This is a genomic window from Agarivorans sp. D1326 (assembly GCF_056958115.1).
Map to the genome: position 1 here is coordinate 113312 of NZ_JBTWEN010000009.1, position 21259 is coordinate 134570.

A 21259-nucleotide genomic window follows, 5' to 3' on the forward strand; every position below is an offset into this window, starting at 1 on the left:
AGGTTTTTAACCTTTTAGAATAAAGAAAAGCCCGGCATAGCCGAGCTTTTTTGTAACACGAATGTGTATAGCAATTAACGTTTAGAGAATTGCGGACGACGACGTGCTTTACGTAGACCAACTTTCTTACGCTCAACTTTACGCGCATCACGGGTAACGAAACCAGCTTTACGTAACTCAGGACGTAGACTTTCGTCGTATTCCATAAGAGCACGAGTGATACCGTGACGGATAGCACCAGCTTGACCAGTTGTACCACCACCTTTTACGGTAACTAGTAGGTCAACTTTTTCTAACAATTCCGTTAGTTCAAGTGGTTGACGAACTACCATACGAGCAGTTTCACGGCCAAAGTAAACGTCCAAAGTACGGTTGTTTACAGTGATGTTACCACTACCTGCTTTTAAAAATACGCGAGCAGTAGAGCTTTTGCGACGGCCAGTGCCGTAGTATTGATTCTCAGCCATTATTCAAATTCCGTAACTTAAATGTCTAATACTTGTGGTTGCTGAGCCGCATGAGTGTGCTCAGGTCCAGCGAATACTTTCAGTTTACGGAACATTGCACGGCCTAGAGGACCTTTTGGCAACATACCTTTCACTGCAGACTGGATAACACGCTCAGGAGCTTTTTCGATTAACTTTTCAAAGCTAATTGACTTTAAGCCACCTGGGTAACCAGTGTGCGAGTGGTAAATTTTACCTTTCGCTTTGTTGCCTGTTACGGCTACTTTCTCAGCGTTAATTACGATGATGTAATCACCAGTATCAACGTGAGGAGTATATTCAGCTTTATGCTTACCGCGTAGGCGAGAAGCGATTTCAGTTGCGATACGACCCAGAGTTTTACCATCTGCATCTACAACGTACCAGTCGCGTTTAACGCTGTCTGGCTTGGCTACAAAAGTTTTCATTTGTATATATAACCCAAAATAACTGTTACACATGTGTTTGTGACAATCACAAACGTGAAAGTAGCCACTCATAGTATCCCTTCGAATACGGAGTAAGCTGGATTGTTAGTATCACCAAATCGGTGACATGTAACGTGGGGTGGCAAGATTATAGGGGAAGTACAAAAAAAAACCACCCCTAATTAAGATTATTTAAGGTAAGTGCTCTCTTTCCAAGTATTCATGAGACTGCATTTCTTGTAAGCGAGATAGACAACGTTCAAATTCAAAACTCAACCGCCCGCCTTGATAGAGTTTTTCTAAGGGTACTTCAGCAGCAATAATTAAAGTAACGTTTCGCTCATAAAATTCATCAATTAAAGCAATAAAGCGTCGAGCGGCATCATCATTTTTAGCCCCCATTGCCACTACACCCGACAACAGCACTGTGTGATAAAGCCTTGCCAGTTCAATATAATCTAACTGACTCCTCGCCCCTTCACATAACTCACTAAATTCAACGTGTAACACACTATCGGCTTCATTCACAAAATTAATCATCCGCTGATTAATTTCAATCTGACCTAATGCTTGGCGCGGTTCGTTAGACAATTGCAAAAAGTATTGGGCTAAGTTTTGCTCCGCTTGTTGGTCTAAGGGGTAATGATAAATCTCTGCCTCATTAAGGGTACGCATTCGATAATCACTGCCGCCATCTACATTGATAATTTGGCAATGTTGTTGAATCAACTTTATGGTTGGCACAAAGCGTTGGCGCTGCAAACCATTTCGGTACAAATCTTCAGGCGGTATGTTTGAGGTAGCAACAAGAGTTACTCCCCGTTCAAACAAAGCTTCGAATAGCGTTCCCAAAATCATTGCATCGGTAATGTCTGAGACAAAAAACTCATCAAAGCAGATAACTTCTGCCTCTTTATATAAGCGATCTGCCACGACCTCTAAGGGATTAGTTTGGGCAGTTAAACTTTTTAACTCTTGATGCACCCGCTGCATAAAACGGTGGAAATGTACTCGCATTTTACGTTGCTGGGGTAAGCAGTTAAAAAAAGTGTCCATGAGATAGGTTTTTCCTCGGCCAACTCCTCCCCACATGTAAAGCCCTTGAACAGGAGACTTAGTGGATAAATCTGCGTTGGAAAATCGACTTTTTAACTTGGAAAAAAAAGATGAGGGAACAGCAGCGGAAGCGGGCTTTTCATTCAACTGATCAAATACACGTTGCAATTGAGTAACTGCAAATGCCTGGGCATTGTCTTTTATAAAATCATGAGCTTGCAGATCTTGCTCGTATTGTTGCTGTGGAGTCATCCTTTCCCTATTCCCAGAACCCGCTAAAATTAGTCGAAAATTGATAGTACCATGTGAAAGCATTCTCAAGTATATTGAAAGTTCATCAAGACCAACAAAGGAATAATATGAGCGCAATTAGCAGTATGATTTTTCTTCTTATTGGTGTCGCTATTGGCTTCTTCCTTAGTCGTATAGCATCAAAGCCGGTTGGTAGCGATGCCAATATGAAGCAAGAACTCGAACAAAATAAAGCTGAACTAGACAGTTATAAAGAGCAAGTTCAAGAGCACTTTGCAACCAGTGCTCAGCTACTTGAAGACATGGCCAAGCAATACCAAGGCATATACGAACATATGGCCAGCCAGTCAAAATCATTAATCAGTGAAGACGTAGCTCAACCGCAGCTATTTGCTGATTATCAAGAAAAATTAGAGCTAGACGAAACGGTTGAATCAAGCGAAGCTCAACCTAAAGATTACTCTAATCAACCATCTGGTTTATTTACCGAAGCTCAGCGTAAAGCTAGCTAAATCATTGAACTTTTTAAACTAAGCAGGGTCATTAAGATCCTGCTTTTTTATAATGACATGTGTTTATTGAGGTATTTAGATGAGTGTTTCCACTAAGAAATTTGTCATTGTATTGTTGTCACTGTTTCTTGGCATCAATACCTTCCAAGCTCACGCTGCCCTGCCTTTCTCAGTGGGTGGCGAAGAACTTCCCAGCTTAGCCCCAGTACTTGAACAAGCCACCCCTGCCGTGGTTAATATCTCTGTTGCTGGCACCAAGGTTTCTCAACAACAACTTCCAGAATTGTTTAAGTACTTCTTCGGCCCAGAAGGTAATCCAGGTAACGCCGAACAAGAGCGTCCCTTTCAAGGTCTGGGTTCTGGTGTAGTAGTTGATGCGAAAAAGGGTTACGTAATCACCAATTACCATGTAATTCACGAAGCTGACGAAATTGTTGTCACCTTAAAAGATGGCCGCACCTTTGAAGCGGAAGTATTGGGTAGTGATCGTCATACCGATATCGCATTGCTGCAAATAGAAGCCGATGAACTGGTTGATATTAAGCTGGCAGATTCTGACGAGCTTCGTGTAGGAGATTTTACTGTCGCTATTGGTAACCCTTTTGGCCTAGGCCAAACTGTAACCTCTGGCATCGTGAGCGCATTGGGGCGGAGTGGTTTAAACATTGAAAACCTAGAAAACTTCATTCAAACCGATGCCGCGATTAACAGCGGTAACTCAGGTGGCGCCTTAATCAACTTGCGTGGAGAGCTTATTGGCATCAACACCGCAATTATTGCGCCTAACGGTGGCAACATCGGTATTGGGTTCGCGATCCCCAGTAACATGGTGCGTAACCTAGCGGATCAAATTATCGAATTTGGTGAAGTACGTCGCGGCGTGCTGGGTGTAACCGGTGGCGAGCTTAACAGTGATTTAGCCAAGGCTTTTGGCACCGACTCGCAACATGGCGCGTTTGTTAACCAAGTGATGCAGGGTTCAGCGGCCGATAAAGCCGGCATTGAGCCAGGCGACATCATCATTGCCGTTGATGATAAAAAGGTAAAAAGCTTTGCTGAGCTGCGTGCCAAAATTGGCACCATGGGCGCAGGTAAAACCATTAAAATTGGCGCAATTAGAGATGGTAAACCTATCGATTTTAAAGTGACCTTACAGCAGGCAGAAGAACAAAACATTAATGCCAAGGTAATGCACCCTGCCCTTGAAGGCGCAAGCTTGAGCTCTACCGGTAAAGACGCAGATATATCAGGCGTGCGAGTCAATAAAGTTGCGCGTAACTCTAAAGCCTTTGCTAACGGCTTAGAAGAAGGCGATATCATCATTGGCATCAACAAAATTCGCATCACGAGTATCGCTGATCTACGCGCCCTCTTGGAAACCGAGCCCAAGGTGCTAGCTGTAAATATTCAACGCGGTGATGAAAACCTCTACCGAATCATTCAATAGATTGAGATGATTAACAATAAAGGCGACTTATTAGTCGCCTTTTCTTTTGTCTCCAGAATCTGCGTGCTATGCTGAGAATCTAGCTGGAGAAGAACAATTGTTAGCTATAATCAAGTATTTACTCAAGCCCGCTTTTTTTGGATTAGCAATAGCACTGGGCATTTTGTTTGCGTTTCCGGAATTTCGTGAAAACAGTAAGCAACTGCTCGATGACTATACCGATACACCGCTAGTTAGCTACGCACAAGCGTCTAGGCGCGCGGCGCCAGCAGTGGTAAATATCTATACCCGCAGCTTCTTACAATCTTATGTGAATGTAGACACTCAACTCGAGTCTCAAGGTTTAGGCTCTGGCGTTATTATGTCTAAACAAGGTTTTGTATTAACCAACCTTCACGTTATTGCCAACTCCGATCAAATTGTTATCGCCTTACAAGATGGCCGGGTGTTTAATGCCGATTTAGTGGGTGGCGACATGATCACCGACCTTGCAGTATTAAAAATTGAAGCCTCTCCAGATCTCCCTGTTATTCCGCAAAACGACCAATTGGCGACACAGGTTGGTGATGTAGTGTTGGCAATTGGTAACCCATACAACGTAGGCCAAACCATTACCCAAGGCATTATTAGTGCTGCTGGGCGCAGCGGTATGAGCTCAACCGGTCGCCAAGACTTTTTACAAACCGATGCGGCGATTAACCGTGGTAATTCTGGTGGCGCTTTGGTGAATACACGTGGTGAGTTAGTGGGAATTAATACCTCTGCCTATCACTTAAACGATGCAGCTGATACTTACGGGATTAGTTTTGCTATTCCCTATGTATTAGCCAAAAAAATCATGCAGGGGCTAATTAAAGACGGCACCATTGTACGTGGTTATCTAGGCTTAGACGGGCAAAAAATTACGCCTTTACTAGCCTCTCGCTTAAAGCTTAATGAAACCCGTGGGGTAATTGTGAGTGGGCTCGACCCTAGTGGTCCAGCTGGTGAAGCAGGTATTCAAGCAAATGACATATTGGTGAGCATTGCTGGGACAGATATTGAGTCAATCAAACAGGCCATGGATATTGTGGCGGAAACGCGCCCAGGCTCAGAGATTATGGTTCGCCTATATAGAAACGGGGAACTACTTGAGCTCCCCGTTAAAATTACTGAGTTAAAACTGCCTACTCGACCTACGAGCGGTCGTTAAAACGAGTAATTTTTGCGCCTAGGTTGGCAAACTTGGTTTCGATGTTTTGGTAACCGCGGTCAATATGGTAAATCCGGTCGACTACGGTTTCGCCTTCAGCCACTAATGCCGCAATCACTAAGCTAGCAGACGCACGTAAATCGGTCGCCATTACCTGCGCGCCAGTTAAGTGCTCAGAATGCTTACAAATAGCGGTATTACCTTCTAACTCAATTTCAGCCCCCATACGCATTAACTCTGGCACGTGCATAAAGCGGTTTTCGAAGATGGTCTCCGTCACATGTCCGGTACCTTCAGCAACAATGTTTAACACGGTAAACTGTGCTTGCATATCGGTAGGGAATGCTGGATGAGGTGCGGTTTTCACGTTTACGGCTTTAAGCTGACAACCTTGCATATCAACTTCAATCCAGTCTTTACCACTAGTAACCTTAGCGCCCGCTTCTTCCAACTTAGAAAGCACCGATTCCATTAAACCTGGATCGGTATGGGTACAACGCACTTTACCACCCGTTACCGCAGCACCCACCAAGTAAGTACCAGTTTCTATGCGGTCGGGTAAAACACTGTATTCGCCACTGTGTAAGCTCTCTACGCCATTAATTACTATGGTGTCGCTACCAGCACCTTTAATGTCGGCACCTAAGGTATTCAAGAAATCGGCTAGGTCAACCACTTCAGGTTCGCGAGCGGCGTTTTCAATAATGGTTTCGCCCTCAGCCAGCGCAGCAGCCATCATTAAGTTTTCAGTACCGGTTACACTCACCATGTCCATAAAGATGCGAGCACCTTTTAAACGGCCATCTACGCGAGCTTTAACATAACCATCTTCCACACTCATGTTAGCTTGCATAAGCTCTAGGCCATGAATATGTAAATTAACTGGGCGCGCACCAATGGCACAACCGCCAGGTAGCGATACATCGGCTTCTCCATAACGCGCCACTAATGGCCCTAAGGCCATAATAGAAGCTCGCATGGTTTTAACTAATTCATAAGGAGCAACAAAATCATTGGCTTTGCCCGCTTTAACAATAACGGTTTCGCCCTTAACTTCTACTTCGCGCCCAAGATGCTCAAGCATCTTACAGGTAGTGCCAATGTCTCTTAACTGAGGAACATTGTGTAGAGTAACTTGCTCTTCACATAATAAGGTTGCAAAAAGGATTGGCAGAGCCGCGTTTTTTGCCCCCGAGATAGCCACTTCACCCTCTAGGCGGCAGCCACCTTCAATTCTAAACTTATCCACTAAAACTCCTAAAGACTACAATTGGCCAAACTTCTGTTGCTTTTGCCATTCATCAGGAGTGAACGCTTTTATTCCTAAAGCGTGAATCTCATTACTCGCAATGTACTCTTTCAGTGGTGCATAAACCGCTTGTTGTTTTTTAACTCGCGATAAATCCGTAAACATTGCACCAACAGCAACAACTTGAAAGTGATTACCTTCACCACTAACTTGCACATGCTCTAACTCAAGCGCTTGCGATAAAATTTCTTCGATTTGTTCTGGTTGCATAATTCGCTCCGCGTTAAGTGCGTTAATCTTCAAAGTGCAGCAAGCTGTCTAACTCATAGAGTTTAAATAACAACTTGGCTTGTTCAGGACAGTGCTTAATTAATAAGCGCTTACTGGGTTCCGGTTTTAAGGCGGTGATAATAGCGGCTATTCCTGCAGAGTCAATCCGCTTGAGCTTGGCAAGATCTAATTCTTGAGCTTGGCAAGTCAGTAATTCGTTCCACTTAAGTGCAACTTGTTGGCTATCCCAATCTCCGCTAAGCGATAAACACTGCTGCTCAACGCTCAATTCTGCCTTCATGACTTAGACTCATTAGCTGCAAAGTTTTTGTCTTGTAGCAGCTTAATAACCCCATCAATACCATTGGCGCGAATCAAACTATCCATCTCAGATTGTTTTGTTGAAAGTAAACTAACGCCCTCTGCTATGAGATCGTAAGCCAACCAACGGTCGGGGCTGTCAGGTGTTTTGTTCTTAAGCTTACGGAACTTAAACTCCAACTTGATCGGTGGACGCTCACCATCAACAAATTGCGCTTTAACGCCAACTTTAGATTTCCCTTCTACTGAGCGCTCTGGTTCAATATTTACTTGTTGTTGCTTGTATTGACCCAAAGCTTGAGTGTAAGTGCTTACCAAATATTCTTTAAAAGCGGCGGTAAACTCTACCCGTTGTGGCTTGGTAGTTTTCTTGATCTGCTTGCCCAACACCACAAAAGAGGCATAGCGATAGTCGATGTGCGGCATTAACTGTTCGCGCACAATATCTTCAATTTGCTGAGCAGAATCCGCGGCGTCTCGATCGACTTCAGCCAAACGACTAAAGGTTTGCTCTGCCACATAGCTCATCAAGCGATAGGGGTTTTCGTTTACTTGTTCAGCTAAAGCATTAACACTAAACAGCAGTGTTATTACCAACATCAAGCGTCTTATAAACATGCTATTTCTCCGTTATAGAAAACAGGAATTGCCCAATTAGTTCTTCAAGTACTAACGCTGATTTGGTGTCTTCGATCACATCACCGTCATTCAGCTCTTCAATGTCATCCAGTACAAAACCCGGTGTCAGACCAATATATTGTTCACCTAACAGGCCAGCTGTAAGAATGGATAATGAACTGGTCTCGGGGTAAAAACCATATTGACGATACATGCTTAAGGTGACTTTTGGCATGTAATCCTCAGTATCAAGGTGAATCTTCTCTACACGACCAACCACCACTCCGCCAACTTTCACTGGCGAGCGTGCTTTTAGCCCGCCGATATTGTCGAACTTAGCATACAAGGTGTAGGTATCGGTGTTTTTACCTAGTTGGCTATCAGCTATCTTTAGTGACAAGATCAGTAAGGCTGCAATGCCTAGCAATACAAACAAACCAACCGACAATTCTAATTTATTTACTTTCATGTTATTCCCTAAACCTAGCTGCCAAACATCAAGGCGGTTAGTACAAAATCCAAGGCTAAAACCAACAAAGAGGCATGCACTACGCTGCGTGTAGTCGCTTGGCTAATTCCCTGAGCGCTCGGCATCGCATCGTAGCCATTAAATAACGCCACCCAAACTACTGTTATAGCAAACACCGCGCTTTTAATAATGCCATTGCCAATGTCTTGACCAAATTCAATTGAAGCTGCGGTAATTGACCAAAAGCTGCCGTTATCCACACCAAGCCACTCAACACCAACCAAAAATCCGCCCCATATGCCTACCAAATTAAACATTAAAGTAAGCAAGGGCATGGCAATAAAACCAGCCCATAAACGTGGAGCGATCACCCGTTTAAGTGGATCAACGGCCATCATTTCCATGCTAGAGAGTTGTTCGGTGGTTTTCATCAAACCTATTTCGGCTGTTAAAGCTGAGCCAGCCCTACCTGCAAACAACAATGCAGTGACCACTGGGCCAAGCTCGCGTAACAGCGATAACGCCACCATAGGACCAAGACTGGTCTCGGCGCCAAAATCTACCAAAATGTGGTAGCCCTGTAGAGCGAGTACCATGCCAATAAACAGACCGGAAACCACAATAATAGGCAGAGACTGCACACCTACTACGTAAATCTGGCGGATAGTATCTTTAAGTAATTGTTTGCTTGGTAAACATAGTAGAGCATGCCAAAGCATTAAGCTGGCACGCCCTAGCGCACCAATACGTAATAAGGTGTTGCGGCCTAAGGCTGCAATAGCATCAATCATAAACTCGCCTTTAATGCTTGCGCGTAGTCTTCAGCAGGATAGTGAAATGCCGCGGGTCCATCAGCCTGACCTTGCAGGAATTGGGCTAAACGAGGGTCAGGGTTATTAGCAATCTCTTCAACCGTACCTTGTGCTAGAACACTGTGACCATCGATAACAAAGACATAATCGGCAATGCTTAGCACCTCATTCACGTCATGAGAAACGATGACTGAAGTGAGTTGCAGGCTTTGATTCAAACCTTGAATAAGCTTAATCAGTACGCCCATCGAGATAGGATCTTGACCAACAAAGGGTTCATCATAAAGAATAATTTCTGGCTCTAAAGCAATCGCACGAGCGAGCGCCACACGACGTGCCATACCACCAGATAAATCGCCAGGCATTAACTCGGCTGTTCCGCGTAGGCCTACTGCCTGCAATTTCATTAACACTAAGTTACGCAGCACCGGCTCGGGTAGCTTGGTATGTTCACGCAGTGGAAAAGCAACATTTTCAAAAACGTTAAGGTCGCTAAATAAAGCGCCACTTTGAAACAACATGCCAATACGTTTACGCAACTTGAACAAATCACTGCGCTTTAGTTGATGAACATCTTGGCCATCAATCAGCACTTGGCCAGCAGTCGGCTTTAGCTGACCACCGATTAATTTAAGTAGTGTAGTTTTGCCAATTCCACTAGGGCCCATAATGGCTGTCACTTTGCCGGTTGGGATATGTAGGTCTAAGCCATCAAAAATGACTTTATCACCGCGCTGAAACGCCAATTGTTTTACTTCAATCAAACTATCTGCCACTCCGTGAGCAATCTTGATTGGCCAAGGCAGACATATTATTGAGATAATTGCTTACACTCAAGGCTAAACTCTTCCCTTTTACCGGGAAAATGCCGACAATGCCTCGATTTTTTTGCATCGCGGATATTTTTTATTTAAGGACTTGCATGCTAGTTGAATGTTTATTGTTAATTGTTGGCTTAGCATTATTGGTATGGAGTGCCGACCGTTTTGTTTTTGGTGCGGCTGCTATCGCCAATAATTTTGGTTTATCACCAATGATTATTGGCTTAACCATTGTGGCCTTAGGCTCGTCGGCCCCCGAAATTATGGTTTCTGCCACCGCATCTTTAGAAGGCAAAATGAATACCGCGGTGGGTAATGTCATTGGCTCCAATATTACCAACATTACCTTGGTTCTAGGTTTAACTGCGCTGCTCAAACCCTTACTGGTATCTTCTTCTACTCTGTTTAGAGAATTACCGATGGTGTTAGGTGCTACCGCAGTAGCGGGCTGGGTATTACACGACCAACAACTAGGTTACATTGAAGGGGTTGTTCTACTTACCTTATTTATAGCGCTTATGGCCTACTTAATCGTTAACTCCCTACGCCAACGTAATAGCAACACCGTAGACCCAATGGTTGAGGAAGCAGAATCGGAAGTTCCCAATGATGTGCCAACTGGTAAAGCATTGTTTTGGTTAGCGGTAGGTATGGTGGTGCTACCTCTTAGCGCTGACTTGTTAGTGGGTTCGGCCTCCGAAATTGCCCGCTACTTTGGTATGAGTGACCTCGTTATCGGCTTAACCATTATTGCCATCGGCACCAGTTTGCCAGAGCTAGCGGCTTGTATCGCAGGCGTGATAAAAAAAGAAGACGATTTGGTTTTAGGTAACATTATTGGTTCTAACCTTTTCAATATTTTGGCTGTTTTGGCCGTACCAGCCATGTTGGCGCCAGGCCCTATCGACGCCAACGCTGCGGGCCGCGATTTTTATGTGATGATGGGTGTAACCGTAGTGCTGTTTGTAATGGCCATGGGTTTTGGTAAAAGCCGTAAGATTTCTCGATGGGAAGGCGGCTTATTGTTAAGCGGCTTCATAGGCTACCAAATGCTATTATTCTTAGCATAAGCCGCTGTTGTCACTAATTTTAAAACTAAGGGGAAGTGAGTGTCATTTGATTACATCGCTGTTGCTAAGCGAGTACTAGAAATTGAAAGCTTAGGTATTGATAACCTTCACCAATATATCGACCAAGAATTTGCGGCTGCCTGCGAAATGATACTAGCCTGTAAAGGCAAAGTTATCCTCACAGGCATGGGTAAATCAGGTCATATTGCTAACAAAATTGCTGCCACCCTAGCATCTACTGGTACACCGGCTTTTTTTGTTCACCCTGGCGAAGCCTGCCATGGTGACTTAGGCATGATCGCCGCCGACGATATTGTATTAGCTTTATCTAATTCGGGTGAATCTGAAGAAATATTGTCTCTGTACCCGGTGTTTAACCGCATTGGTGTGCGCTCTATTGCCATGACTAGTAACCCCAACTCATCTATGGCAAAGCAGGCCAACTATCACTTATGCATCTCTGTACCACGTGAAGCCTGCCCCTTAGGGCTAGCACCAACAGCAAGCTCTACAGCTACCTTGGTAATGGGCGATGCTCTAGCTGTTGCTTTATTGGAAGCTCGCGGCTTCACGGCCGATGACTTTGCCCTGTCTCACCCAGGCGGAACCTTAGGCAAAAAACTGCTACTCAGTGTGAGCGACTTAATGCTAACTGGGGAACAAATTCCACTAGTAACAGTCGAACAAACTATTCGCGAAGCACTATTCGAAATTACTGCCAAAGGTTTAGGCATGGTGGGAGTACTTGATTCTAAGCAACAGCTGGCAGGCATTTTTACCGATGGCGACTTGCGTCGTATCCTTGATCAGCGCATCGACATTCATGATACCCAAATTGGCCAAGTGATGACGCAAAACCCCAAGGTGATCGACGACAATTGGCTAGCCTTTGATGCCTTAAAGTTAATGAAAACCAAGTCAATTAACGGTTTGTTTGTGCTAAACAATAAAGCCGTTGTGGGTGCATTTAATATGCATACCTTATTACAAGCTGGAGTTTACTAGTGACAATTAACACGCCCTATGGCGCGGTAAGCCAGAGCAATTTCAACGCGGCAGCAAAAATTAAACTTTTAGTTTGCGACGTAGACGGGGTTTTCTCAGACGGTCGCATTTATATGGGCAATGACGGAGAAGAGCTTAAAGCCTTTCATACCCACGACGGATTTGGCATTAAAGCGCTACTGAATATCGGCGTCGAAGTCGCTATCATCACTGGTCGACAATCTAATATTGTGCAACAGCGTATGCAGGCTTTAGGAATTACTCGTATCTACCAAGGCCAACAAGACAAACTCGTCGCCTACCAGCAAATGCTTGAACAATTGTCATTAGCACCTGAAAACGTAGCCTATATTGGTGATGATGTGGTCGACACCCCAGTAATGCGAGCCTGTGGTTTAGGTGTAGCCGTGCAAGATGCTCACCCCTTGTGTAAACAACGTGCCAACTTTATCACCCAAACCCGTGGTGGTTTTGGTGCAGTTCGTGAGCTTTGCGATCTAATACTGCAAGCAAAAGGCGAGCTTGATAATGCTCAAGGTATGAGTGTATGAATCGCCCAACCTGGTTCTTTGCGGGCTTATTTCTCTTAGCCTTGGTGCTGTGGCAGCTTAGCCCGTCGGAAACTCAGCAGCTAAGTGCTAAACGCGAAGCCAGCAAACCAAACTTTGTTGCCGAAAAGCTCTACAGCGTGAGTTTTGGCGAAGACGGCAGCCCGCGCTATCGAATCTATGCTGAGGAAATGGAGTTTTTTGAACAACTTAAGCACACAACTTTTGCTCAACCTAAGATCTTAGTGTACCCAGATCCAAGCCAACCTGTATGGCAAATTGTGGCCGATCACGCTACAGTACAGCAGCAGCAAAACGTCATTTTAAATGACAATGTAGTAATTAAAAATTTAAGCCGTGGCGAGTATGTTCGCGACTTAATAACCGAAAAATTGGAGATCGACCTGCAAACAGAAACCATGAGCAGCGATCAACCTGTTACCGTTTATGGCCCTTCATACGAACTGTATGGCGTTGGCATGGACGGTGATTTAGCCAACGAAATAGTGACTTTATTAGATGATATCGAAGCGGTTTACCACAACCCACAAGAGTAAGTTAGCACTTGCGGCTAGCTTGTTTATGCTTTCTTGGGGTTCACAAGCACTAGAAGACGACTTCAACAAACAAATTATTGTTGATGCTGACCGCCAGCAGGTCAATATCAAAGAAAACCGAGTCACCTTTTACAATAATGTTGTGGTGACTCAAGGCTCGATTAAAATGCACGCCGAAGAACTCAGTGTTATTGGTAGCGAGGAAAAAGGCAGCGAAGTAATGATCGCTAAAGGCGAACCAGCAACGTTTTATCAATTACTTGATAGCGGCAAGCCAATTGAAGCTGAGGCTAACGAAGTGCGTTACGACCTAAAAACCCAAACGCTAACACTCACTACCAATGCTCAGCTCAAACAAGAAGAGAGCTTGGTAAAAGGTAAAATGATCAAATACAGCATCAATAAACAAGAAATGGTGGCACAAGGCGACGAAAACAGCCGTGTAACCACTATTTTCCTGCCTCAGCAGCTTGACGAACTAACGCCCAAGGAAGACCAGCAATAATGAGTACCCTAATTGCTGAAAACCTAGCTAAAGCCTACAAGGGCCGTAAGGTAGTTAAAAACGTAAGTCTAAATGTGGAAACAGGTAAAATTGTTGGCTTGTTAGGTCCAAACGGTGCTGGCAAAACAACCACTTTTTACATGGTGGTGGGTTTGGTGCCTCGTGACCAAGGCCGCATCCTCATCGATGATGACGATATTTCGAGTACAGCGATGCATACCCGCGCACGCAAAGGCATTGGCTACCTTCCGCAAGAAGCGTCTATCTTTCGCCGCTTATCTGTGGAGAAGAACATTCTTGCCGTATTAGAGACCCGAAAAGACCTCGATAAAGAGCAACAAATTGGTGCATTAGACGACCTTCTTGAAGAGTTTCACATTGGCCATATTCGCAAAAACCTAGGCATGAGCTTGTCGGGTGGTGAACGCCGAAGAGTTGAGATTGCTCGAGCGCTAGCCGCCGCACCCAAGTTTATTTTGCTTGACGAACCCTTCGCAGGGGTAGATCCTATTTCTGTTATCGATATTAAAAAGATCATTGAACACCTACGTGATCGCGGTCTAGGTGTACTAATTACCGACCACAATGTTCGAGAAACTCTCGATGTTTGTGAGCATGCCTATATCGTTAGCCAAGGCGAATTGATAGCCTCAGGAAAGCCAGAAGAAATTCTCGAAAACGAACATGTGAAACGAGTTTATCTCGGAGAACAATTCAAGCTATAGTTAAAGTGCAAGTTTAAAAAAAGACAATAAGAAGAAGGAACAGCGGTAGTTAATGAAAGCATCTTTGCAGTTGCGTCTTGGTCAGCAGTTAACCATGACCCCCCAGTTACAACAGGCCATTCGCTTACTCCAGCTTTCAACACTGGATTTACAGCAAGAGATTCAAGAGGCTCTGGAAAGTAACCCTCTGCTTGAGGCGGATGAGTCTCACGCCAGTGATAGTGACGCAACCGACGCTAAATCTGCCAATGAGAAGTCTACCGAGGCCGAATCCACTGCGGACATAGACAACAGTCAAATTGAAGCAGGTGATGCCATTAATCAAGAAACTGTTTCTGACGACCTTCCTGTTGACTCTACTTGGGACGATATCTACAGCGCCAGTTCTGCCCCAGCCAGCTCATCTGGCAGCGCCGTGAGCGATGACAACGATATGTTGTTTCAGGGCGAAACTGTCGACTCTTTACAAGACCACTTATTGTGGCAAATGCAACTTACTCCATTTAGTGAAGTAGACCAAGCTATTGCCTTAGCCATTATTGATGCGGTAGATGAATCGGGCTACCTAACCCAAGACTGTGAGCAGCTATTAGAAGGCTTACGTTCAAGCGATAACAATGACTTAGACGTAGAGCTAGATGAAGTAGAAGCAGTACTTAAACGCATCCAACATTTCGACCCTGTTGGTATAGCAGCGCGCTCGCTGCAAGAGTGTTTACTAATCCAATTAAGCCGTTTTGCCGAAGACACACCTTGGCTAAATGAAGCCAAAGATGTAGTTTCGAATCACATTGATGTATTAGCTAATCGCGATTTTCGTCTATTAGCCCGCAAAACCAAACTTAAAGAAGACCAGTTACGCGAAGTCATGCGTTTGATTCATACGCTTGAACCTCGACCTGGTAACGCGGTTGAGCCTAATCAAGCCCAGTATGTAATCCCGGATGTATCGGTTGTAAAACGCCAAGGACGCTGGGTTGTAGAACTCAACCCAGATGCAATGCCTAAGTTGCGTGTTAACTCGCACTACGCATCTTTAAGTAAAACCTCTACCAACGCTAACGATACCCAGTTTATTCGTAGCCACTTACAAGAAGCCAAGTGGTTTATAAAAAGTATCGAGAGCCGCAACGAAACCCTATTAAAAGTATCCAACTGCATTGTTCATCATCAACAGGCGTTTTTTGAGTATGGCGAAGAAGCCATGAAGCCAATGGTACTGAACGATGTTGCAGAAGCTGTAGAAATGCATGAATCCACCATTTCCCGGGTAACCACCCAAAAATTCATGCATACACCTCGCGGCATCTTCGAGCTTAAGTATTTCTTTTCTAGCCATGTGGCTACCGATGGCGGGGGTGAGTGTTCATCAACCGCTATTCGTGCATTAATCAAGAAACTGGTAGCTGCCGAAAATACCAGTAAACCACTCAGCGACAGCAAAATTGCTGATATTTTGGCAGATCAGGGGATCAAGGTGGCAAGACGTACGATTGCTAAATATCGTGAGTCTTTAGCAATTCCACCTTCTAACCAACGTAAGAGCCTTATCTAAGGCCACTAAAAGGGGAAGATATCAATGCAAATTAACCTTACTGGACACCACGTAGAAATAACTGAATCTTTGAAAGAATATGTCCACACCAAGTTTGCCAAACTCACCCGACGATTCGATCAGATCAATAACGTTCACGTCATCCTCAACGTAGAAAAACTGAACCAAATTGCTGAAGCCACATTACATTTAAACGGCGGCGAAGTATTTGCAACCTCTGAGCATTCTGACATGTATGCCGCCATCGACAGCCTGATTGATAAACTTGATCGCCAAGTCATCAAACATAAAGAAAAACTTAACAAACGTTAGCCACCCCCATGCAACTAAATAAAGTACTTAGCTTGGACTGCACCCAAAGTGCAGTTCAATGCTCTTCAAAAAAACGCGCCCTAGAAATAGTAAGCGAACTGGCTGCCAAACAGCTTGATACCACTACCCAATGCATTTTTGAAAGCTTGTTAAATCGAGAAAAAATGGGCAGCACAGGTATTGGCCAAGGTATTGCTATTCCTCATGGCCGTATCGACAACCAGCATCAAGCCACAGCGGTTTTCTTGCGTTGCGATCCCCCTATTTCCTTCGATGCTATAGATAACAAGCCAGTAGACTTGGTATTTGCATTACTAGTACCCGAAGACCAATGTAAGCAACATCTTAATACTCTTGCTCAAGTAGCTGAAAAACTTAACGATAAGCAAATATGTAAACAACTTCGTTGTGCACAAAGTGATGACGAATTGTACGACATCATGGTAGCCTAATACTCTTATCAGCCTTAGGGATTATCATGGAACTGATCATCGTTAGTGGGCGCTCGGGTTCAGGTAAAACCGTCGCCTTAAGAGTATTGGAAGATCTCGGCTACTATTGCGTCGACAACTTGCCGGTTGTGCTTTGGCAATCACTTATCGACAACTTAAAAAAAACCTATTCTAAAGTAGCAATTAGCATTGATATTCGAAATCTTCCCGATGAGCTATCACCGGTAGGACAGCTAATACGAGATGCAGGACCAGACATTAATCTATTAAGCATTTTTTTAGATGCGAAGGATGAAGCGCTGATCCGCCGTTACAGCGAAACACGCAGGGTACACCCGCTTAGCCAAAGCAATTTATCTTTAGCAGAAGCGATTGAGTCAGAAACCGAGCTATTAGCCCCCATTTCTAGAAATGCCGATTTGCGTATCGACACTTCCCGTTTATCTGTACACGAGCTAAGCGGCTTAATTCGCTCGCGCGTTACTGGTGACCAACAACAACAGCTAATTTTGGTGTTCGAATCCTTTGGATTTAAAAATGGTGTGCCTAACGATGCCGACTACATGTTTGATGCGCGTTTTTTACCTAACCCACATTGGCAAGAAGAGCTACGCCCACTTACCGGCTTAGATAAAGCCGTGCAAGAATACTTGGCTGCGCAGCCTTTAGTTACTCAATATATCGAGCAGATTAGCCAGTTATTGCAATCTTGGTTACCGCATTTAGAAGCTAACAACCGCGCCTATTTAACCATTGCGATTGGCTGTACTGGCGGACAACACCGCTCGGTGTATGTGGCCGAGCAACTTGCTAGCCTCTTTAGCGCTCATCGAAAAGTGCAACGACGCCACCGAACTTTGGAACATCGCCTTGAAGCTCACTAGACAAGTAGTAGTAAAAAACAAATTAGGTCTGCACGCACGTCCTGCCACCAAGTTGGTTGAGCTGGCACAGCAATTTGACGCTGAGCTGAGTATTATCGATGGGGAGAAAACGGCTTCTGCAGCCAGCGTTATGGGCCTACTGGTACTAGCCAGTGCGCAAGGAAGTACGCTAACCATAGTATCTGAAGGCGCAGACGCAGAAGCCGCTCTAGATGCGGTTCAAGCCCTAGTAGAAGCTAACTTCAACGAAGAATAAATCTATACGCAATAAAGCCAAGCTACAATTAGCAAGCAGCACATAACAAAATAACAATAGGGATCGCTTATGCCAGAAGAGATGGAGTTAAACCCTAATCAGCACAAACGCTTACAGGAGCTAAATCAAGCCCTCGACAGTGGTATGTTCGTGCATGTTAGGCGCATGCTTCATCAAATGCCTCCCTGTGACGTAGCACTATTACTAGAATCTAGCCCACCAGCAGGGCGTAAAGTGTTATGGCAACTCACCGATCCCGAGCAACATGGTGAAATCCTCGAAGAACTAAACGAAGATGTAATGGAAGGGGTACTTCAGTTAATGGCTCCAGAAACACTGGCCGCCGCAACTGAAGGCATGGATACCGACGACATCGCTTATGTACTAAGAAGTCTGCCCGACAGCGTGTACCAAGAAGTTCTTGAGCAAATGGATGGTCAAGACAGGCACCGTGTAGAAGCGGCTCTAGCTTACCCTGAAGATACTGCTGGCAGTATCATGAATACCGATACCATTACCTTGCGAGCCGACGTAAGTATCGACGTGGTATTACGCTACTTACGTTTACGTGGCGAACTGCCAGAGGCTACCGACGCCCTGTACGTAGTTGACGAAGATGACTTGCTACTGGGCGATATTCCTTTATCTACTCTACTTACGGTAAGCCCCAACGTTAATGTTCGAGAAGTAATGGATGGAAACGCAGAGACCATCCATGTATCTATGGATGAAAACGACGTAGCAGCATTATTTGAACGCCATGACTGGATTTCGGCTCCAGTAGTTGATGAACAAGGTAAACTGCTAGGCCGGATCACCATTGATGATGTGGTCGATATTATTCGCGAAAATGCTGAACACAGCATGATGGGTATGGCGGGCATGGACGATGATGAAGATACCTTTGCCCCAGTGGTTAAAAGTACCCAACGCCGCACCTTTTGGTTAGCAGTAAACCTGTGCGCGGCCTTAGTGGCGGCCTCCATCAGCAATATGTTTGAATCAACCCTAGAGCAGTTAGCCACCTTGGCCATTTTAATGACTATTGTACCCAGCATGGGGGGAATTGCAGGCAATCAGACCCTTGCTTTGGTTATTCGTGGTTTAGCCGTGGGGCATATTGGTGAAGGTAACTCACGTTGGTTAATTGGCAAAGAAGCTGCAATTGGCATGCTAAATGGGATTATCTGGGCAACTGTGATTGCCTTGGTAGTTACTCTATGGAAAGGCGATTGGACCTTAGGGGTTATTATTGCTGGTGCGATGTTCATTAACATGTCACTGGCCGGTTTAGCCGGCGTAACTATTCCACTGTTAATGAAGAAATTTAAAATTGACCCAGCACTAGCAGGCGGTATGGCATTAACCACCGTGACTGATGTAATGGGGCTATTTTCTTTCTTAGGGATGGCCACCTTAGTGCTGGCCTAAACAACAGGGTTATCTGGTCAACGGCTCTTAACCTGTTCAAACAACAAGGTTAAGAGCTGAGAATTAACGCCTAGCTACCTGCTACTTTCATCGATGAAATCAGCACAGAGCCCGACTGTATTGCACTTTCTTTATCAAAGTCGTCAGCGATCGCCACAATATTAGCAAACATCTCTTGTAGGGTGCTGGCCACAGTAATTTCATGTACGGGGAAAGCAATCTCACCGTTTTCGACCCAGTAACCTGCTGCGCCACGTGAATAATCACCTGTTACGGTATTTACCCCTTGGCCCATCATCTCAGTCACTAGCAAGCCAGTGCCCATTTGCTTAAGTAACTCTGCGCGACTTATGCCACTGTGCTTAACCTTCCAGTTATGAATACCACCAGCATGGCCGGTGCTTTGCATTCCCAGCTTACGCGCCGAATAACTGGTAAGTAAGTAAGTTTCTAACTTACCGTCAGCAATAATGTGTTTCGCGGTTGGTGCGACGCCTTCACTATCAAATGGCGTACTCGACAAGCCTTTTTTAATAAATGGGTCTTCGTAAATCGACAACCAACTAGGGAATAATTGCTTGCCTAAGCTATCTAACAAGAACGACGAACGACGGTACAAGTTACCACCACTAATGGCCCCAACTAAATGACCAAATAGCCCACTGGCTACATCTTGGTCAAATACCACGGGTACTTCGCAGGTAGAGATTTTTTGGCTATTTAAGCGCCCTAAGGTTTTTTGCTGGGCCTTAGCGGCTATGGTTTCGATACTATCAAGATCTGCAAAATCACGCGCCACACTGTAGGCATAGTCACGTTGCATCTCTTTTTCGCCAGCAATTAGCATGCAACTAATGCTATGACGACTAGTTGGATAACCGGCTAAAAAGCCGTGACTATTACCATATACCTTCACACCATAATGGCTATTGATGTTAGCGCCATCACTCGCCTTAATTTGCGGGTTACGCAAAGCGATATCTTCGCACTGCTTAGCCACATCAATAAAATAATCAGGTTCTAAGGGATGAGGATGAAACAGCTCTAGATCGGGAATATCGCTAGCTAGAAGTTGTTTATCGGCGATTCCAGCGGCTGAGTCTTTAGAGGTGTATTGCGAAATATCATAGGCAGCTTTCACTGCATTTTTAATCGCTTCTGGGCTTAAGTCTGAGGTTGAAGCACTGCCCTTACAATTAGCTGAGTATACGGCGATGCCTAAGGCGCCATCGTGATTAAACTCCAAAGTCTCAACCTGTTGGTCACGGGTTGCTACACAAATCCCAGTTTGCTTTGAAATTGATACTTCAGACTCATCGGCACCCAACTGTTTGGCTTGCTCTAAGGCGAATTCCACCGCCTGCTTCAATTGACTTAACTCTTGGCTAACTTGTTTTTCAGGGCTCATTGTTATTCTTCATCTCCATGCATGGCACTAGCATAACAAAACTCATCGAGCGACCATATGCAAGAACTGGTAAGATATGAAAAAAAGTACCACGAGAGTTAAAAATGAAGAATCAACAGCCCTATGATGATGATGACGATTGGATCAGCAAGTCTGAAATCAAACGTGAAGCAGATCGGCTGAAAAAAATAGGTGCCGAGTTAGTTGCCCTTACCAACCCGCAGCTCGCCACTATTGAAATGAGCCCAACACTGCGCGAAGCCATTGCCTTAGCTAAACGCCTAAAAGACAAGCGGGAAGCGGCGCGTCGCCATATGAATTACATTGGCAAGGTAATGCGTACCGAAGATGAAGAAGCAATCAGTGCAGGCTTAGATAAAATTCGCAACAAGCACATTTATCAAGCTCAAGCGCAGTTAGCGTTGGAAAAGCAGCGAGATTTATTAGTTGCCGAAGGCGATGCTGCAATTAATCAGTTGCTTGAGCAAAACCCAAGTTTAGAACGCCAAAAACTACGCCAATTAGTGCGCCAAGCCAAAAAAGAAGCCGAGCAAGAAAAGCCAGCAAAGGCTCACCAAGATTTAGCTAAGTATTTAAAAGAAAACGCTTAATAAGCTAA

Annotated in this window: 27 protein-coding genes; 16 read left to right on the forward strand and 11 right to left on the reverse strand. The window is 44.7% G+C overall.

The window, feature by feature from the left end; genetic code table 11:
- Nucleotides 1-74: 74 nt before the first annotated feature.
- The 3 genes from rpsI to zapE form a co-directional block, all read right to left on the reverse strand.
- On the reverse strand, nucleotides 75-467 hold the full coding sequence (gene rpsI / locus ACYFDN_RS17045; protein ID WP_040306930.1) for a 30S ribosomal protein S9: 393 nt from the start codon (nucleotides 465-467) through the stop codon (nucleotides 75-77).
- 17 nt (nucleotides 468-484) lie between these two features.
- Entirely contained in the window at nucleotides 485-913 is a 429-nt protein-coding gene (rplM, locus tag ACYFDN_RS17050) for a 50S ribosomal protein L13 (protein WP_016400761.1), read from the reverse strand.
- 192 nt (nucleotides 914-1105) lie between these two features.
- Nucleotides 1106-2221 (reverse strand): cell division protein ZapE, encoded by a 1116-nt coding sequence (gene zapE / locus ACYFDN_RS17055; RefSeq protein WP_483512056.1) that lies wholly within the window; start codon nucleotides 2219-2221, stop codon nucleotides 1106-1108.
- Between the two features lie 107 nt (nucleotides 2222-2328).
- Here zapE and ACYFDN_RS17060 point away from each other — a divergent pair, with 107 nt between their 5' ends.
- The 3 genes from ACYFDN_RS17060 (at nucleotide 2329) to degS (ending at nucleotide 5372) form a co-directional block, all read left to right on the forward strand.
- The gene (locus ACYFDN_RS17060; RefSeq protein WP_016400759.1) at nucleotides 2329-2733 is read left to right on the forward strand and encodes a Z-ring associated ZapG family protein; all 405 of its coding nucleotides are present in this window, start codon (nucleotides 2329-2331) and stop codon (nucleotides 2731-2733) included.
- 79 nt (nucleotides 2734-2812) lie between these two features.
- Complete coding sequence (locus ACYFDN_RS17065) at nucleotides 2813-4180, forward strand: Do family serine endopeptidase (protein ID WP_016400758.1); 1368 nt, start codon at nucleotides 2813-2815, stop codon at nucleotides 4178-4180.
- A gap of 97 nt (nucleotides 4181-4277) precedes the next feature.
- Nucleotides 4278-5372, forward strand: coding sequence for an outer membrane-stress sensor serine endopeptidase DegS (gene degS / locus ACYFDN_RS17070; protein ID WP_016400757.1), 1095 nt, complete (start codon nucleotides 4278-4280; stop codon nucleotides 5370-5372).
- On the opposite strand, the gene murA is transcribed toward degS, so the two are convergent.
- Genes murA through ACYFDN_RS17105 form a run of 7 tightly spaced genes read right to left on the reverse strand, consistent with a single transcriptional unit; the run spans nucleotide 5356 to nucleotide 9887 of the window.
- Entirely contained in the window at nucleotides 5356-6621 is a 1266-nt protein-coding gene (murA, locus tag ACYFDN_RS17075; RefSeq protein ID WP_016400756.1) for a UDP-N-acetylglucosamine 1-carboxyvinyltransferase, read from the reverse strand. The two genes, degS and murA, sit on opposite strands and share 17 nt — an antisense overlap.
- A gap of 15 nt (nucleotides 6622-6636) precedes the next feature.
- Nucleotides 6637-6891 carry a BolA family protein gene (locus tag ACYFDN_RS17080; protein WP_016400755.1) on the reverse strand — a complete coding sequence of 85 codons (255 nt, stop codon included), beginning with the start codon at nucleotides 6889-6891 and terminating at the stop codon, nucleotides 6637-6639.
- A gap of 22 nt (nucleotides 6892-6913) precedes the next feature.
- Nucleotides 6914-7192 carry an STAS domain-containing protein gene (locus tag ACYFDN_RS17085; protein ID WP_152780629.1) on the reverse strand — a complete coding sequence of 93 codons (279 nt, stop codon included), beginning with the start codon at nucleotides 7190-7192 and terminating at the stop codon, nucleotides 6914-6916.
- Nucleotides 7189-7830, reverse strand: coding sequence for an MlaC/ttg2D family ABC transporter substrate-binding protein (locus ACYFDN_RS17090; RefSeq protein WP_483512057.1), 642 nt, complete (start codon nucleotides 7828-7830; stop codon nucleotides 7189-7191). Before ACYFDN_RS17090 ends, ACYFDN_RS17085 begins: the two co-directional genes overlap by 4 nt.
- Before the next feature lies 1 nt (nucleotide 7831).
- Complete coding sequence (mlaD, locus tag ACYFDN_RS17095) at nucleotides 7832-8299, reverse strand: outer membrane lipid asymmetry maintenance protein MlaD (RefSeq protein WP_016400752.1); 468 nt, start codon at nucleotides 8297-8299, stop codon at nucleotides 7832-7834.
- 14 nt (nucleotides 8300-8313) lie between these two features.
- Nucleotides 8314-9090, reverse strand: a complete 777-nt coding sequence (mlaE, locus tag ACYFDN_RS17100; protein WP_016400751.1) for a lipid asymmetry maintenance ABC transporter permease subunit MlaE — start codon at nucleotides 9088-9090, stop codon at nucleotides 8314-8316.
- Nucleotides 9087-9887, reverse strand: a complete 801-nt coding sequence (locus ACYFDN_RS17105) for an ATP-binding cassette domain-containing protein (RefSeq protein ID WP_249483540.1) — start codon at nucleotides 9885-9887, stop codon at nucleotides 9087-9089. Before ACYFDN_RS17105 ends, mlaE begins: the two co-directional genes overlap by 4 nt.
- Before the next feature lie 146 nt (nucleotides 9888-10033).
- Here ACYFDN_RS17105 and ACYFDN_RS17110 point away from each other — a divergent pair, with 146 nt between their 5' ends.
- The 12 genes from ACYFDN_RS17110 (at nucleotide 10034) to mgtE (ending at nucleotide 19232) form a co-directional block, all read left to right on the forward strand.
- Nucleotides 10034-11002 carry a calcium/sodium antiporter gene (locus ACYFDN_RS17110; RefSeq protein ID WP_483512058.1) on the forward strand — a complete coding sequence of 323 codons (969 nt, stop codon included), beginning with the start codon at nucleotides 10034-10036 and terminating at the stop codon, nucleotides 11000-11002.
- A gap of 39 nt (nucleotides 11003-11041) precedes the next feature.
- A complete protein-coding gene (locus tag ACYFDN_RS17115; RefSeq protein WP_016400748.1) occupies nucleotides 11042-12007 on the forward strand; it encodes a KpsF/GutQ family sugar-phosphate isomerase in 966 nt (321 codons plus the stop codon).
- Nucleotides 12007-12558, forward strand: coding sequence for a 3-deoxy-manno-octulosonate-8-phosphatase KdsC (gene kdsC, locus ACYFDN_RS17120; RefSeq protein WP_483512059.1), 552 nt, complete (start codon nucleotides 12007-12009; stop codon nucleotides 12556-12558). The genes ACYFDN_RS17115 and kdsC overlap by 1 nt, the downstream gene beginning before the upstream one ends.
- Nucleotides 12555-13112, forward strand: a complete 558-nt coding sequence (gene lptC, locus ACYFDN_RS17125) for an LPS export ABC transporter periplasmic protein LptC (protein ID WP_016400746.1) — start codon at nucleotides 12555-12557, stop codon at nucleotides 13110-13112. The genes kdsC and lptC overlap by 4 nt, the downstream gene beginning before the upstream one ends.
- Nucleotides 13113-13137: 25 nt before the next feature.
- The gene (gene lptA / locus ACYFDN_RS17130; RefSeq protein ID WP_016400745.1) at nucleotides 13138-13617 is read left to right on the forward strand and encodes a lipopolysaccharide transport periplasmic protein LptA; all 480 of its coding nucleotides are present in this window, start codon (nucleotides 13138-13140) and stop codon (nucleotides 13615-13617) included.
- A complete protein-coding gene (gene lptB / locus ACYFDN_RS17135) occupies nucleotides 13617-14342 on the forward strand; it encodes an LPS export ABC transporter ATP-binding protein (RefSeq protein ID WP_016400744.1) in 726 nt (241 codons plus the stop codon). The genes lptA and lptB overlap by 1 nt, the downstream gene beginning before the upstream one ends.
- A 52-nt stretch (nucleotides 14343-14394) precedes the next feature.
- The gene (locus ACYFDN_RS17140; RefSeq protein ID WP_016400743.1) at nucleotides 14395-15897 is read left to right on the forward strand and encodes an RNA polymerase factor sigma-54; all 1503 of its coding nucleotides are present in this window, start codon (nucleotides 14395-14397) and stop codon (nucleotides 15895-15897) included.
- 24 nt (nucleotides 15898-15921) lie between these two features.
- A complete protein-coding gene (gene hpf, locus ACYFDN_RS17145; RefSeq protein WP_016400742.1) occupies nucleotides 15922-16209 on the forward strand; it encodes a ribosome hibernation promoting factor in 288 nt (95 codons plus the stop codon).
- Between the two features lie 8 nt (nucleotides 16210-16217).
- A complete protein-coding gene (gene ptsN, locus ACYFDN_RS17150; RefSeq protein ID WP_016400741.1) occupies nucleotides 16218-16661 on the forward strand; it encodes a PTS IIA-like nitrogen regulatory protein PtsN in 444 nt (147 codons plus the stop codon).
- 26 nt (nucleotides 16662-16687) lie between these two features.
- Nucleotides 16688-17545, forward strand: a complete 858-nt coding sequence (gene rapZ / locus ACYFDN_RS17155; RefSeq protein WP_152780639.1) for an RNase adapter RapZ — start codon at nucleotides 16688-16690, stop codon at nucleotides 17543-17545.
- Nucleotides 17532-17801 (forward strand): HPr family phosphocarrier protein, encoded by a 270-nt coding sequence (locus ACYFDN_RS17160; RefSeq protein WP_016400739.1) that lies wholly within the window; start codon nucleotides 17532-17534, stop codon nucleotides 17799-17801. Before rapZ ends, ACYFDN_RS17160 begins: the two co-directional genes overlap by 14 nt.
- 69 nt (nucleotides 17802-17870) lie before the next feature.
- Nucleotides 17871-19232, forward strand: a complete 1362-nt coding sequence (gene mgtE, locus ACYFDN_RS17165; protein WP_016400738.1) for a magnesium transporter — start codon at nucleotides 17871-17873, stop codon at nucleotides 19230-19232.
- A 70-nt stretch (nucleotides 19233-19302) separates the two neighbouring features.
- Here the strand turns inward: mgtE and pmbA are convergent, their stop codons facing one another.
- A complete protein-coding gene (gene pmbA, locus ACYFDN_RS17170; RefSeq protein ID WP_016400737.1) occupies nucleotides 19303-20640 on the reverse strand; it encodes a metalloprotease PmbA in 1338 nt (445 codons plus the stop codon).
- Nucleotides 20641-20744: 104 nt separating this feature from the next.
- Here pmbA and yjgA point away from each other — a divergent pair, with 104 nt between their 5' ends.
- Nucleotides 20745-21251, forward strand: a complete 507-nt coding sequence (gene yjgA, locus ACYFDN_RS17175; RefSeq protein ID WP_483512060.1) for a ribosome biogenesis factor YjgA — start codon at nucleotides 20745-20747, stop codon at nucleotides 21249-21251.
- Nucleotides 21252-21259: the final 8 nt, after the last annotated feature.